This is a genomic window from Paraburkholderia tagetis (assembly GCF_022213065.1).
GTDB classification, from domain to species: domain Bacteria; phylum Pseudomonadota; class Gammaproteobacteria; order Burkholderiales; family Burkholderiaceae; genus Paraburkholderia; species Paraburkholderia tagetis.
The window spans coordinates 25,940-39,579 of the sequence record NZ_JAKLJA010000042.1; the positions used below are offsets into that span (position 1 = coordinate 25,940).

Sequence of the window (13,640 nt, forward strand, 5' to 3'; positions counted from 1 at the left end):
ACGATGTGCGGGCAACGCGCGGCGCGTTATGCCGCCCGTGCCCAGGCGTGTTTTGCGCCGCGCAAGCGTCGGCACCAGGCACGCCACGGGCAGGGTCAAACGCTGAAGCGGTTGAGCGTGTAGGCGCGATACGCGGTCACGAAGGCGTCGAACGAACCGACTTCCTCGCGCTCGAGCTTCGCTTGTTCTTCTAGCGACTCGCGCGCGAGCGCCTCGAATTGTGCCATCGCCTGGGTATCGAGCGGACGCGAGAGGAAATGCGCCGCATGGCGCTCGCTTTGCGTGAGCGCAAATTGCAGGAAGGATTGCTGGTTATCGCGCATCGTCTGCAGCACGCGCGCGGAAGGCGTGAGCGACACATCGGCGAGCTTCGCGCGCTGCGCCGCGAGCGAGCGCGCATGCTCGTCGCTACCGTGCAGCGCGTCCAGCACGGCTGCACTGCGCTCGATCTTCGAGAGCAGCTCGGCGGCCCAGTCTTGCAGCGAGACCGTGTCGTTGCCGCGCTTGAGTTCGAGGCCTGGGCGGCGCCCTTCCTTCGTGACGAGGCCGAAGTTTTCGTTCGCCTGCGCGTAATCGGCCGCGGGCAGCTGCGGACTGTCTTCGAGCGCACAGGTGAGCAGATAGGCGTCGAGAAAGCGCGCAGCTTCGAGCGAAATGCCGGTGGGCTCGAACGGATCGATGTCCATGCAGCGCACCTCGACGTATTGCACGCCGCGCGCGGCGAGCGCATGCAGCGGCCGCTCGCCCGGATACGTGACGCGCTTCGGACGGATCGTCGAATAAAACTCGTTTTCGATCTGCAGCACGTTGGTGTTGATCTGCACCCATTCGCCGTTGCGATGCGTGCCGATGGCCTCATACGGCGGATACGGCTGGCTCACCGCCTGCGCGAGCGCGTCGAGGTAGCCCGTCAGCGTGTCGTAGTCGGCGTGCAAGGCGGACTGGCCCGTGGTGTTCGAGTAGCCGAGGTCGCTCATGCGCAGGCTCGTCGCGTACGGCAGATAGAGCGTGTTCGCGTCGAAGGTGTCGAGCGCATGCGCGCGGCCGCGCAAGAAGCGCGCGTCGAGCGCCGGCGAGGCGCCGAACAGATACATCAGCAGCCAGCTCGTGCGGCGGAAGTTGCGGATCAGCGCGAGGTAGCGCTCCGACTGGTAGTCGGTCTGCGTGGCCGCCGACTGCTCGTGCGTGTGCAGCACGCGCCACACTTCTTCGTTAAGCGAATAGTTGTAGTGGATCCCCGCGATGCACTGCATGGTGCGACCGTAACGCAGCGCAAGCCCCATGCGGTAGACGTACTTGAGGCGGCCGATATTCGAGCTGCCATAGCGTGCGATGGGGATGCCGTCGTCGGTATCGGGCAAGAGGCCCGGCATCGATTCGTTCCACAGCATCTCGCCGTCGCGCGCGAGCGTGGCATAGACAAAGCGATGGAGTTCGTCGAGCTTCTCGAGCGTGATGGACGCGTCGAGCTCGGCGGGCGTGATGATCTCGATCAGCGCTTCCGAATAATCGGTCGTGAGCGACGGATGCGTGAGCGCCGAGCCGAGCGCCGCCGCATGCGGCGTCATGGCGAGCCGGCCGTCGCGCGTCACCCGCAGGCTTTCCTTTTCGATGCCGCGCAGACCGCGCGTGAGCGCGTCGCGGTGCGGCCCGGCGCTCAGCACGGAAAGGCGCTGCGTGAGAACGTCGTTCGTGCGTGTAGAGGTCGTGTCTGGCATTGAAGGCAGGTCGGGCTCTGGCCGGCGACGCCGTGCTGCACGCGCCGCCGACAAGGGATTTTCAGTAGCGGGCACTTTAACATCTCGCCGAAAGACCTGCTTGAGGCCCTTTCGGACGGCATTTAGCGGCTGGCCCGGCGGTTCGCGCCGTGGCCCGAGGGTGCCTCAGAACGCCCGATGTTGCCCCCCTCTTTGCCGGGTATGCGAACCGGCGGGCGTCTGGCGCGCTCGCGCTGGCATGAGCGCGAGCGCCACGATCGATCCGGTGTTGTGGGGACGCTAGCCGCCGCGTGCCGCGCCGGCGCGATCGGCAATCTCATTCCACAGGTGCATCGCGGCATAGGCGCGCCAGGGCCGCCACGCGTCGGTGCGTGCGCGCTGCTGCGTGGCGCGCACGAGCGCGGGGTCGCGCGCGGCGATGGTCTGCATGAGCACGAGGTCGGTGGCGGGCCACGCATCGCTGTCACGCCACGCACGCATCGCCACGTACTCGACCGTCCAGGGACCGATACCAGGCAGTGCGAGCAATCCGGCGCGCATGGCGTCGAGGGTGGCGCGCTCGGCGGCGGCGTCGATGCTGCACTCGCCACGAGGACTGCGCCGTCTGGCGGCTGCGCGAGGCGCGGCGTCGTGCGCCGGGGTGGGCTCCAGAGGACGTCTCGGGGTGATTTCCGGGATACTTTCGGGGCTACGTTCGGGGTTCCGTTCGATAGCCAGCTCGCCGCTCGCCACGGCCGCAGCGAACCCCTGTAGCGCGGCCACCCGTTTGCCTGGCATGCCGATCCCGGCAAGATCCGCGGCGGCGAGCGCTGCCGGCGTTGGAAAGCGCCACGCCGTGCGCGCGTGCGGGTGGCCGTCGATGCGCTTGCCCACGCGCTCGACGAGGCGGCCCACGATGGTCGTCGCGGCTTTCACGCTCACCTGTTGGCCGACAATCGCGCGCACCACGAGTTCGAAACCCGACCACGCGCCCGGCACGCGCAATCCCGGCGCGGCGGCGACGAGCGGAGCGAGCCACGGATCGGCGGCGAGACCCTCGCCGATCGCGACCGGATCTGCGTGCACATCGAAGATGCGTGCAAGCGGCACAGCAAGCGCGGCCGCATGAGCACTCACCGCCCCGTCGATCTCGACGACGAGGCAGCGCTTTCGCGCATGGCGGCGCACGGCGAGCGTGCCGCTCGCGCCGTTGAAGTCGATCGCGCGCAGCCACGCGCCGTCCTCCACGGCTTCGACGCCCGGCGTCGCACGGCCAGCCAGAAAGCGCAGCATGCGCGGCCAGTCGTAGGGGGCGCGAAACGGCAACTCGAGGGTGGCGCCGGGCTCGGGCACGGCGGCGTTTCGCGGTTGTTTCGGTTCGTTCGGCAGGACGGCGCTCAAGCGGTGGTCTCCGGCGTGCTGGTGGTGCGACCGCGCTTTGAATCTCGCTTCGGGTTTTGCTTTGAACCGGGTTTCGAACCTTGCTTCGAGCCATGCGGCGGCGGGTTATCGGCTTGGGTTGCGGCCCGCGCCGTGGCCGCTATGCGGACTTCGCCCGCGCGTGCCTCGGCGTCGATGAGCGCAGCCTTGCGCGCGAGCCCCCAACGGTAGCCCGCGAGCGCGCCGCCCTTTTGCACGACGCGGTGGCACGGAATCGCCAGCGCCACCGGGTTCGACGCGCACGCGCTCGCCACGGCGCGTACCGCGCGCGGCGCGCCGAGCGTTTCGGCAATCTGCGTATAGCTGCGCGTCTCGCCATACGGAATGCGCTGGAGCGCGTCCCAGACGCGCTGCTGGAACGCCGTCGCGGCAATGTCGAGTGGCAGTTCGATATGTTCGCGGCGACCATGCAGATAGGCGTCGATCTGCGCGACGAACGGCGCGAGTGCCGCCGTGTCCTCGATGCAGCGCGCGTTCGCGAAGTCGGTGGCGAGGCTCGCGCTCAGCGCGCCCGGATCGTCGCCGAACGCGATCCGGCAGATGCCCTTGTCCGTCGCCGCGATCAGCACGCGCCCGAGCGGGGTGACCGCGCCCGCATAGCGGATCGTGAGCCCCGCACCCTTGCGGCGGAACGCCGACGGCGCCATGCCCAGCTCGCCCGCCACGCTCTCGTAGAGCCGCGACGACGAGTTGAAGCCGGCGTCGGCGCTCGCACGGGTGACGTCAGTGCCTTGCGCGAGCGCATCGCGCAGCACGGCGCCGCGGCGCGCCGCCTGATATTGGCGCGGCGAGACGCCCAGCACGCGCTTGAAGAGGCGCTGCAGATGGAACGGGCTCAGGTGCGCGGCCTCGCCGAGTTGCGCGAGCGTGAGGCGCGCCTGCGGATCGGCGTCGAGGGCGGCGCAGGCGCGCCGAACGATCTCGAGCTCGCGCGGCAGGCCGCCGGGGCGGCAACGCTTGCATTCGCGGTAGCCGGCCGTGCGCGCGGCGTCGGCATCGGCGAAGAACTCGACGTTCTCGCGGCGCGGCAGCCGCGATGCGCAGGACGGGCGGCAAAACACGCCGGTCGTGCGCACGCCGTAGAAAAACTGGCCGTCGGCACGCACGTCGCGCGCCTCGATGGCGGTCCAGCGCTCGTTATCGGTGGTGAATGCGGAGGCCGACCCGGAGGCCAGCACGGTGTCGAAGGCGGCGAGTTCGTCGCGCGCGACGGTCGAGATGGCATTCATTTCGTGACTCCCGGAAAGGGCGAATTCGATGGTCCCACTGTAGCGGCTTGCACGCATGCTGGCCTGCCGGATCTTGCGCTGTCGTTCGGGTCGTTTAGACAATCAGGCCCCGTTTGCGTGCCGCCTTCGCCCCTCACTGCGAGGCGCCTGCCATAGAAACGCGACCCAAGTGCGGCAATTTGGCACTATTGCGGGTTTTCCCTTAAAAACTTGTTGCATCGCGTCAGGCCGCTGTGTATAGTGGTTCCTGTCTCCTCCATGTCTCCTCCTGATATGGATTAAGCCCGCTCACAGCAGCGGGCTTTTTTTCGTCCAGTGATTTTGTCAGCTCTGCTGGCGCGGTTTACAGCGCTCGCACTTCTCCATTTTCCGCCTGATCTCCCTCTCCTACACTGGGTAGATCGTGCGCACGCACACCGCTTCGGGAGAACCATGCATATCCAGATTCGCGAAATCGATCACGTCGTCATCCGAGCGGCCGATCTCGCCGCCATGACCCGCTTCTATTGCGACGTGCTGGGCTGTCGCGTCGAGCGCGAGGAGCAAAAGTTGGGGCTGGTGCAATTGTGCGCAGGCCGCTCGCTCGTCGACCTCGCCGCGATCGGCGGAGCGCTCGACCGCGATGGCGGCGCGGCGCCGTCGGGCGCGGCCGGCAACATGGATCATCTATGTCTGCGCGTGGAGCCGTTCGACGGCGAGGCGCTCAAAACGTGGCTCACGCAGATGGGCGCGCGCCCTGGCGATGTGGTCGAACGCTACGGTGCGGAAGGTCTCGGGCCTTCGTTGTACCTGTTCGATCCCGAGGGCAACATGGTCGAGCTGAAAGGGCCGCCGGTGCGCTGATTGCCGCGCAGGCGGCAATCCGGCCCGCCCTGGCCACCTGGCCCAGGTACGCGAGCGGGCGCTGGGGCCGCAAGCCCCGCCCGCTGCGCAATCAAACGTTCTCGGGCGCTTTCAGGACGGTCCATTCGACCGCCACCGGCTCGCTCGTGGTGTTGCCGATCCACGCGGCGTGGTCCTGCACCGTGCACTGCAGGCGCATCGTCCGTTCGGCCAGAGCCCCGAGCGATGCCGCCACCTCTTCGCCCAGCGACCAGACGGTCACGTTGCGCAGCCGTTCTACCTTGCTGCGCACACCCTGCCACCAGATATCCGAGGTGCGGCCGCCGTAGGCGATCACGATCACCTCCTCGGCACGCCCGCTCGCCTTGGCGATGCGGCGCTCGTCGGGCTGCCCCACCTCGATCCAGGTCTGCACCGCGCCGGTGTAGTCCTTGCACCAGAGATCGGGTTCGTCGGTGTCCGACAGACCCTTGCAGAATTCGAGACGCTCGCTGGCGAAAAGCGCGAATGCGGCGATGCGCACCATCATCCGATCATTGGTTTCGGACGGATGGCATGCGATCGTGAGCGCATGGTCGGCGTAGTAATGCCGGTCCATGTCCGCGATCTGCAGTTCTGTCTTGTAGATTGTCGATTTGAGTGCCATACCGAGTCCCGCGCGAATTCCGCGCCGCGCAAAAGCCGCACATGATAGCGAGTTTCCAGCACATGCTGTGCCGCATTCATCGGACGGCGGCGTGCCGGATCATCGCGATGGTCAATCGCGAAAATGACGGCGCAATGACGGGACTGAGGCTAGCGGACTGATTGAATCCGGACCAAGGCCGGATTAATGGCTGGGTTGGTAGCTGGATTGAAAGCCCGAACGGGGCTCGCAAGCCACGTAGCGCGCGGGGCGCAAAGCCCGCCGCGCGGAAGGCGAACTGTTGGAGAGCGGGGAGCCGGCGCAACAGGTGCGTCACGGCCTATTCGCTTGCGACGCGTAGAAGCCAGCGGCCCGCGGCCGCGCTGGCCTCTAGTGCGCCTGCATCACTCCTTGATGAAGCGATCGGTGGTCCAGAGTCCCTGATCGTCTGCGTTCGCCGCATTGACGAACTCGACGTCATGACCCACCACGCGCACCACGCGGAACGATTGATTCTCGGGCGTCGAGAGGCAGCGGTAATCGGCGAAATACTCCTGCATCTGCTGATGCTCGCCGGCTTGGTCGTGCATGGATACCGCGTCGAGCTTGTCCTTCGAGAGGCAGCCATACGAACCGGGCTTGAGTTGCACGGTTTGCTGCGGCTTCACGACGAAATCCTGCGCCTGGGCGGAAGCGGCGCAAAAGAGACCGGCGGTGAATGCGGTCATCGCGAATAGCATTTTCATGGTTGTCTCCTGTCTTATCAGAGCTGGCACTTTACGGTTTACGCCGATCCCGTATAGCGCTGCAGCCTTATACCCAGGTTAGCTATGTATTTAACTTCTACGCACGACACACGTTTTTCAATCTAGAAGACCACAAGAAGACTGCAAGAAGAATTTGTGTGCAAGCGCAGCATTGCGGGCCAAACGCGAACCAAAGGCTTCGGAATAAGCGTCTCAGTGCGAATCCCGGGCATATGACGCGGCGCACATAAAGTCGAAGCTCGCACACTCGAACGCAAGGCCATTTAGCCAGCAGATGCAGAATAAAAACGATGCCAGCCTCGTACAGAAGCCATCTGCTTCTACCTCGCGTCCGGTGCCTAAAGCGCGTCCTCGCCTTCGCTTGCGCTGCGGCAATCTTCGTGGATAAATCGGGCTTCCCTACCGGAGAAACCCATGACCCTCGCCCACTGGCTGCCGTTCGCGATCGCGTCGGCCATCCTCGTTGCCATTCCCGGACCCACGGTCCTGCTCGTCGTCTCCTACGCGCTTGGGCATGGGCGCCGCTACGCGCTGGCGACGACCGCAGGCGTTGCGCTCGGCGACTTCACCGCGATGACGGCATCGATGCTCGGCCTCGGCGTGATCCTTGCCGCCTCCGCAGCGCTTTTTTCGATGCTCAAGTGGGTCGGCGCCGCGTATCTGATCTATCTGGGCATCAAGCTCTGGCGCGCGCCGGTCATCACGGCGGATGCGCCCGATACCTCCGAAACCCGCACGGGCCGGATCTTCGCGCACGCCTACGCCGTCACCGCGCTCAACCCGAAGAGCATCATTTTCTTCGTTGCGTTCGTGCCGCAGTTCATCGACCCGCATACGGCCGCGCTGCCGCAGATCGTCGTATTCGAGGCCACATTCCTCGCACTCGCCACGCTCAATGCGTTCGGCTACGCGGTGCTCGCGGCTGCGGCCCGCAAGGCGGTGCGCAGCCCGCGCGTGCAGCGCCTCGTCAATCGCACGGGCGGTTCGCTGCTGATCGGCGCAGGGCTTTTCGCTGCCGTCTGGAAGAAGTCGGCGGCCTGAGCGAGCACAACTGCCTGAACGCCATGGGCGCGCGCCTTTCAGCTTGACATTTCAACTTGGGATTTCCACCTGGGCATGCGCGCTGCTGCACGTGGTTCGTGCGGCGGCCAACCTTCGCTCACTAGAACGGGTAGTCACCCGTCGCGCAAGCTGTGGCTTTCCGGCTACAATGGAATCGCAACCGCTTGACAACCAGGAGGTTATCGTGATCGAGCACGTAATACTGGGCGCGTTTCTGGTTATTCCCCTCGTCATTGTCGTTTTCCTGTTTTCGGACGAAATCCTCGAGGAGCATAGGCAGCGCGTGGAAGCGGGGGCTCCTCATATCGACTGGCGTCATCCGCTGCGCAGCATCCTGCACCACTGAGTCCCGGTGGCAGGATTGCAGCCTGGGCCGAGTCCCGGGCAGATGACCCGCGGGCCACGCGGGAGGAAGCGTTTGCCGACGTAATTCGTCGTTACCACTTGCAGCACCTGTATCCGCGCTTCGCACCCACAATCGCACGCATGGTTTCGAACGGTTCTCGAGGAGAACGACATGCGAAAGATTGCAGCCGTACTGGTGACGGCAGGATGCGTGGTAGCGGCTGGCCCGGCCAGCGCGCACGACCGGGGTGGCGATGTGGTGGGCGCACTGGTCGGCGGCGCACTGATCGGTGCGGTGGTGGGCGCTGCGATGAGCAGCGGTCCGGCAGTCGTGTATGGGGCACCGCCGCCGGTCTACGCCGAACCGGCCCCGGTCGCCGCGCCGGTCTATGCCGAGCCGCCTCCCGTCTATGCCGCAGCGCCGGCGCCCAGTAGCTGCTATGACCAATACTCGGGTCGTTATGTGTCGTGCGTTCCGCAGCAACCCGTACCACTGCCGCCGCCCTTACCCTATGACGACGACTACGAGCAGCCCTCTGGCTGGTAAGTCAGATCATTCGGCATGCCAATTAATTCAAATGCCGTATTAATAACGCGCCGCCGCCTTTCGAAAGCCGGAAAGCGGCCGCCGACGCGTTTGTGTGCAGCGGCCAGCAGGCTTTCGCTTACATCAAAACTGCCTGTTCCACCGGCGTGACCCGCAGATTCAGCTTTTGCGTGAACCGGATCACCGTGAATTCCGCCACCCGCCCGATGCGCGAAGCGTCGAGCAAGCGCTGCAACGCGTCGATTCCGTCGACGGCTACGCCATCGATCGCCACGATCGTATCGTCCACCCGCAGACCACCGAGCGCCGCAGGGCTTTCCTTGACGATCTCCATCACACGCACGCCAGTAGTCGTTTGGAGTTCGAAATAACGTTGCACCTTGCGCGCGATTGGCACCGTGGTTCCGGCAATGCCGACGTGTGCGCGCCGCACGCGTCCGTGCGCGAAGAGTTGCGTGATGACCCATTTCGCGGTGTCGATGGCCGTGGCGAAGCAGATCGCCTGCGCACCGGGAATGATCGCGGTGTTCACGCCGATCACCTGGCCCGCCGAGTTCACGAGTGGTCCGCCGGAATTGCCTGGGTTGAGCGCGGCGTCGGTCTGGATCACGTCGTAGATCATGCGCCCCGAGTTCGAGCGCAACGAGCGGCCGAGCGCGGAGACCACGCCTGTGGTGACGGTCTGCGCGAGGCCGAGCGGACTGCCTACGGCAATCGCGATCTGCCCGACGCGCAGCTTCGCCGACTCGCCGAGGTCGGCGTGCGGCAACACCTCGGTCGCGCCGATACGCAGCACGGCGAGGTCGGTGCTCGGGTCGTCGCCGACGAGATCGGCATCGTAGGTCGAACCGTCGGCAAGCGTGACGCGCAGCGCGCTTGCGCCGTGCACGACGTGGCTGTTGGTGAGCAAATAGCCATCGGGTGTGAACAGGAAGCCCGAGCCGCTGCCGCCACGCGCGGCGGTGCTGCCCGGCGTTCGGCGCTCGACGGCGATATGAGCGACTGATTGCTGGATACGTTCGAGCGCGCCGATGACGGTTCGCGAGTAGGCATCGAGGAGGGCGTCATCGTCCTTGGTGCCTGGACACGCGCCGTCAGACGAAAGGTCGCGAGCGAGATCGTCGATGAAGGAGGGGCGACTTCCCACGATCAGAATTCTCCGATGAAAGTGGGCCGTACATGCAGGGAACAACGGGCAATTTCAAGAGACCCACCCACTTCGCAAGTTGTCGAAGGCGTGCGCATGGAGGGTCGGAAGAACTTGGGTCCAATTGTTAACGATTGTCAGATTGGCAGCATAGTCATTGATGGTCCGAAAGCGACCCGCGACAATGACCTGGCGGCGACGTCCCCTCGCGCCGTGTAGTTAGTAGTGGCAAGCTCTTGGCCGCGGCCCCTGCCGCGGCATTTTTTTTGTCTGCGAATTGGCTATTGATCTGCGGAAATCGCCACCGCGCGCCCAAAAAGAAAAAAGCCCGCTCATTGGCGGGCTAATCCATGCTCGGGTTACATGGTGAGGTTAATCTGGGTCTATCAGGGTCAATCGGTCGTGCCGGACTGCTGCGAAGGCTGGTGGCAGGTCTGGCGATACGAGCCGTCACTCTAGTGCGCCGGCGAAGCGTGCACAGCTATCACAATGGATAGGGCGCAGTGAATAGGGCTCAGGCAGGCCGACGCGGCTCCTGCACCGGAGCCCTTGCTGGCAGGCGCGTTCAGCCTTCCCGACGTGCCCATCATGGGCTTGAATCGGGAGATATCCTGGGGTCGCGCGGGTGCGCTCAGTGTCGCCAGCCGTGGCCATAGTAGCCGCCGACGCCAATCCCAATACCGACGGACGGCACCGCATAGTAGCCAGGCGCGTAGCCGTAGCCATAACCGTATGCGGGAGCAGGCGCGTAGGCATAAGGCGGGGCCACGACGCAGCCCGTGAGGCTCGCCAGTGTCATGGCCAGCGCGATGGCGCAGCAAAGTCGAATTGTGTTCATCGTTTTCTCCCAATGCACGTATTGTCGGTGGGAGCGTCGTTGAAAAAGGAAACGATATGTGACGGGAGTTTACAAAGCCACAAGACCCGCGCAGCAAGAGCCACAGGCGGACGGATTCGCTACAAGCCGCGTATTTACGCGTCTTGCTTACACTTGCTTTCGATTCCTTACGGTAGCGGCTTAGTGAGGAATTTAGGATGCGGAATTTCCAGGGCAGCTTCTGGGCAAATAGCGCGTCTTGATTTTAGTGTCGGACCGCATTTCATATGAATAAACCAGCGGAATGGCCGCAATAAATGAATGCTTTCGACTCAGTCATTCTGACTTTTCTTACACAAATACATCTCGCCCCGCTCGCGGATCACGCGATAAGAGTGATTGCGGGGCTTTATACCTTCAAAGGATTTTTACTGATCCCATTGCTGTGGTGGATCTGGTTTCAGCCTGGTGAGAGCCGCGAATGGCGGCGCGAGATGGTGATCGCGACAGTGGCGAGCGGCCTGCTCGCGCTTGCTGTCGGCCGTTTTATGGCGCATTTTCTGCCATTCAGGACGCGACCGATCTTCAATCAGGATCTGCACTTGCATTTCGCAATGGAATCGCTGCGCGATAGCGGATTGACCGGTTTCAGTTCCTTCCCGAGCGACCACGCCATGCTATGGGCGGCGATTGCGATGGGGATCTTTCTGGTCTGGCGCACAGTGGGCGCATTGGCGCTTTTGTACACGGCGATTTTTATTTGCCTGCCGCGCGCGTATCTTGGCTTTCACTACCCGACCGATTTGCTGGCCGGTGCCGCAATCGGCATTGTCATTACCTGGATCCTGACGCGCGACTCCGTGCGCGGGCGCACCGCCGCGCCGACTCTGCGCTGGATGATGCGCTTTCCGGGGCCCGCTTCGGTGTTCGCATTTCTCGTGTGTTTCGAGCTGGTCACGCAGTTCAACGATCTGCTGATGCTCGCGCATTCGGTCGCGAAAGTGATGCTATGAGCGGCGGGGAGGGGCGTTGACGAGCTTGCGCCGCGCTCACTCCTCGCACCGAACGTCCTGCTTGCGGACGACGATAATCACCGGATACGTGCCGTGTTCGAGCTCTACGCGCGTGACCACGGACATCGTCGTATCGCCGCTGTCGTCGTACACGCTGACTCGCTCCTTGCGCAGATTCACGACGCCGACGCAGCCGGAGGTGCGTCCCTCATCGGACACCTGGCACTGGATGGGATGGTCGGCCAGGTAGCGATATTTGTTGTCGCTCGACTGGTATTCGCGAAAGCTTTGCGCCGATCCGCCCACGCCGGTGACGTACCCGATGGCGCACGATTCCTTCGAAGTGTCGCTGACCGCGGATGTCCCGGCCACAGCGAGTGCGCTCGTGGCCGCCATGGCCACGGAAAATAGCGATACGACAATGCGTTTCATGGAGCCGTGTTTCATTGGGTCGATCTTGGATAAGGTGAGGCGGGTGGTTATTTTCCGATACAAAATCGGCTGAAAATCACCCCAAGCAAATCATCGGACGTGAACTCGCCGGTGATCGAATTGAGCGATTCCTGCGCGAGTCTCAGCTCTTCGGCAAACAGATCGAGCGCCTGCGCGTTCTGATCCGCATGCGCCGCCGCCTGCGCGAGATGTTCGCGCGCCGTGCGCAGCGCAATGAGATGGCGCTCGCGCGCTAGATACACGCTCTGAGCGTCGGCCTGCCAGCCTGCGATGCGCAGCAATTCGGCGCGCAAGAGCGCGACGCCGTCGCCTTGCTTGGCCGATAGCCGCACCTCGCACACTTCAACGCCAGCGTCCGCCTGGCGCCTGGTCACTTCGGGCGCCACGCCGGTCAGATCTGTCTTGTTGAGCACACGCACGACCGGCACGCCCGCAGGAAAGCGCAGGGCGATCGCGTCGTCTTCAACGGTCATGCCGGCACGCGCATCGAGCAAGTGCAGCACCACGTCCGCGCGGCCGATCTCGTTCCAGGTGCGCTCGATGCCAATTTTCTCGACTTCGTCCTCGGTGTCGCGCAGGCCCGCCGTGTCGATTACATGCAGCGGAATGCCTTCGATCTGAATCGTCTGCGAAATCTTGTCCCGCGTCGTGCCGGCAACGGGCGTGACGATCGCGAGTTCGGCGCCCGCAAGCGCATTGAGCAGCGACGACTTGCCCACGTTCGGCTGTCCTGCGAGCACGACCGCGAGCCCTTCGCGCAGCAGCGCGCCCTGGCGCGCCTCCGAAAGCACGTGATCGAGCTGTGCCCGAATGTTCGAGAGTTTGCCGCGCGCGTCGGCGGCTTCGAGGAAATCGATCTCTTCCTCGGGGAAGTCGAGTGTCGCTTCAACGAGCATGCGCAGCGTCACGACATCGTCCACGAGCGCGTGGATGTCGCGCGAGAACGCGCCGTCCAGTGAGCGGCCCGCCGAGCGGGCGGCGGCCTCTGTGCTGGCTTCGATCAAATCGGCGACGGCCTCGGCCTGCGCGAGATCGAGCTTGTCGTTCAGGAATGCGCGACGCGTGAATTCGCCAGGTTCGGCGAGGCGCAGGCCGAATGCGCGGCCCGCATCGATACAGCGCTGCAGCACGAGCTGCAGCACGATCGGACCGCCGTGGCCCTGCAATTCGAAAACATGTTCACCGGTATACGAATGCGGCGCCGGAAAATAGAGCGCAATGCCGCGGTCGAGCACGGTGCCTGCGCCGTCGAGGAACGGCACGTAGCTGGCATGGCGCGGGCTCAGCGTCTGGCCGGTCAGCGCTTGCATCAGCGCCTCGGCGGCGGCGGCGCCCGCGCGGCCCGCCGAGACGCGCACCACGCCAATCCCACCGCGTCCGGACGCTGTGGCAATGGCGACTATGGGATCGGTATCGGTGGCGAGCATGGCGGACTGATTCAACGTGATTCGACGAAATTAGATGCGGCCGGTGAGGTGTGGCCGGCAAAGCATGACAGGCGGGGGCGGCCGACGATTCGGGGCTGGCGAGGCATCGCGCAAGGCGGCGTACCGGCCTCGCCTGGCCGCGCCCGCGAAAGTGCGTGGATTGTAACGCGATGCATAGACGCGCCTCCCGCGAAAATTACACCAGGACTCATCCGAATTTATCTCAAT

At 64.5% G+C, this 13,640-nt stretch carries 14 protein-coding genes; 5 read left to right on the forward strand and 9 right to left on the reverse strand.

The genetic code is table 11. The annotated features are described in order from the left end of the window. Positions 1 to 95: 95 nt before the first annotated feature. The 3 genes from gshA to ada all read right to left on the reverse strand — a co-directional run bounded on the left by gshA (position 96) and on the right by ada (position 4,366). Positions 96 to 1,718 carry a glutamate--cysteine ligase gene (gene gshA, locus L5014_RS31400; protein ID WP_238467693.1) on the reverse strand — a complete coding sequence of 541 codons (1,623 nt, stop codon included), beginning with the start codon at positions 1,716 to 1,718 and terminating at the stop codon, positions 96 to 98. Between the two features lie 279 nt (positions 1,719 to 1,997). After that, positions 1,998 to 2,990, reverse strand: a complete 993-nt coding sequence (locus L5014_RS31405; protein WP_238467715.1) for a DNA-3-methyladenine glycosylase family protein — start codon at positions 2,988 to 2,990, stop codon at positions 1,998 to 2,000. 104 nt (positions 2,991 to 3,094) lie between these two features. Continuing rightward, positions 3,095 to 4,366, reverse strand: coding sequence for a bifunctional DNA-binding transcriptional regulator/O6-methylguanine-DNA methyltransferase Ada (ada, locus tag L5014_RS31410; protein WP_238467694.1), 1,272 nt, complete (start codon positions 4,364 to 4,366; stop codon positions 3,095 to 3,097). Between the two features lie 432 nt (positions 4,367 to 4,798). On the opposite strand from ada, the gene L5014_RS31415 reads away from it, so the two are divergent. Next, on the forward strand, positions 4,799 to 5,209 hold the full coding sequence (locus L5014_RS31415) for a VOC family protein (protein ID WP_238467695.1): 411 nt from the start codon (positions 4,799 to 4,801) through the stop codon (positions 5,207 to 5,209). A 91-nt stretch (positions 5,210 to 5,300) separates the two neighbouring features. Here the strand turns inward: L5014_RS31415 and L5014_RS31420 are convergent, their stop codons facing one another. Together L5014_RS31420 and sap1 are read right to left on the reverse strand one after the other, a co-directional pair. Further along, complete coding sequence (locus L5014_RS31420) at positions 5,301 to 5,855, reverse strand: YaeQ family protein (protein WP_238467696.1); 555 nt, start codon at positions 5,853 to 5,855, stop codon at positions 5,301 to 5,303. Positions 5,856 to 6,238: 383 nt separating this feature from the next. Then, positions 6,239 to 6,580: a surface attachment protein Sap1 gene (sap1, locus tag L5014_RS31425; RefSeq protein ID WP_238467697.1), complete on the reverse strand. Its 342-nt coding sequence runs from the start codon at positions 6,578 to 6,580 to the stop codon at positions 6,239 to 6,241. A 435-nt stretch (positions 6,581 to 7,015) separates the two neighbouring features. Here sap1 and L5014_RS31430 point away from each other — a divergent pair, with 435 nt between their 5' ends. From L5014_RS31430 to L5014_RS31440, 3 genes are all read left to right on the forward strand, one after another. Further along, the gene (locus L5014_RS31430; protein ID WP_238467698.1) at positions 7,016 to 7,642 is read left to right on the forward strand and encodes a LysE family translocator; all 627 of its coding nucleotides are present in this window, start codon (positions 7,016 to 7,018) and stop codon (positions 7,640 to 7,642) included. A gap of 205 nt (positions 7,643 to 7,847) precedes the next feature. Further along, positions 7,848 to 8,009 (forward strand): hypothetical protein, encoded by a 162-nt coding sequence (locus tag L5014_RS31435; RefSeq protein WP_027815941.1) that lies wholly within the window; start codon positions 7,848 to 7,850, stop codon positions 8,007 to 8,009. Positions 8,010 to 8,180: 171 nt separating this feature from the next. Further along, entirely contained in the window at positions 8,181 to 8,555 is a 375-nt protein-coding gene (locus tag L5014_RS31440) for an ecotin precursor (RefSeq protein WP_238467699.1), read from the forward strand. 118 nt (positions 8,556 to 8,673) lie between these two features. Here the strand turns inward: L5014_RS31440 and L5014_RS31445 are convergent, their stop codons facing one another. Continuing rightward, positions 8,674 to 9,702, reverse strand: a complete 1,029-nt coding sequence (locus L5014_RS31445) for a S1C family serine protease (RefSeq protein ID WP_238467700.1) — start codon at positions 9,700 to 9,702, stop codon at positions 8,674 to 8,676. 631 nt (positions 9,703 to 10,333) lie between these two features. After that, on the reverse strand, positions 10,334 to 10,540 hold the full coding sequence (locus L5014_RS31450) for a hypothetical protein (protein ID WP_238467701.1): 207 nt from the start codon (positions 10,538 to 10,540) through the stop codon (positions 10,334 to 10,336). A 296-nt stretch (positions 10,541 to 10,836) separates the two neighbouring features. Between L5014_RS31450 and L5014_RS31455 the strand changes: the two genes are divergently transcribed. Beyond that, positions 10,837 to 11,532: a phosphatase PAP2 family protein gene (locus L5014_RS31455; protein ID WP_238467702.1), complete on the forward strand. Its 696-nt coding sequence runs from the start codon at positions 10,837 to 10,839 to the stop codon at positions 11,530 to 11,532. A gap of 36 nt (positions 11,533 to 11,568) precedes the next feature. Here L5014_RS31455 and L5014_RS31460 read toward each other — a convergent pair whose 3' ends face one another. Both L5014_RS31460 and mnmE read right to left on the reverse strand, forming a co-directional pair. Next, entirely contained in the window at positions 11,569 to 11,964 is a 396-nt protein-coding gene (locus L5014_RS31460) for a hypothetical protein (RefSeq protein WP_238467703.1), read from the reverse strand. A 47-nt stretch (positions 11,965 to 12,011) separates the two neighbouring features. Beyond that, positions 12,012 to 13,412, reverse strand: coding sequence for a tRNA uridine-5-carboxymethylaminomethyl(34) synthesis GTPase MnmE (mnmE, locus tag L5014_RS31465; protein ID WP_238467716.1), 1,401 nt, complete (start codon positions 13,410 to 13,412; stop codon positions 12,012 to 12,014). Between the last annotated feature and the right edge of the window lie 228 nt (positions 13,413 to 13,640).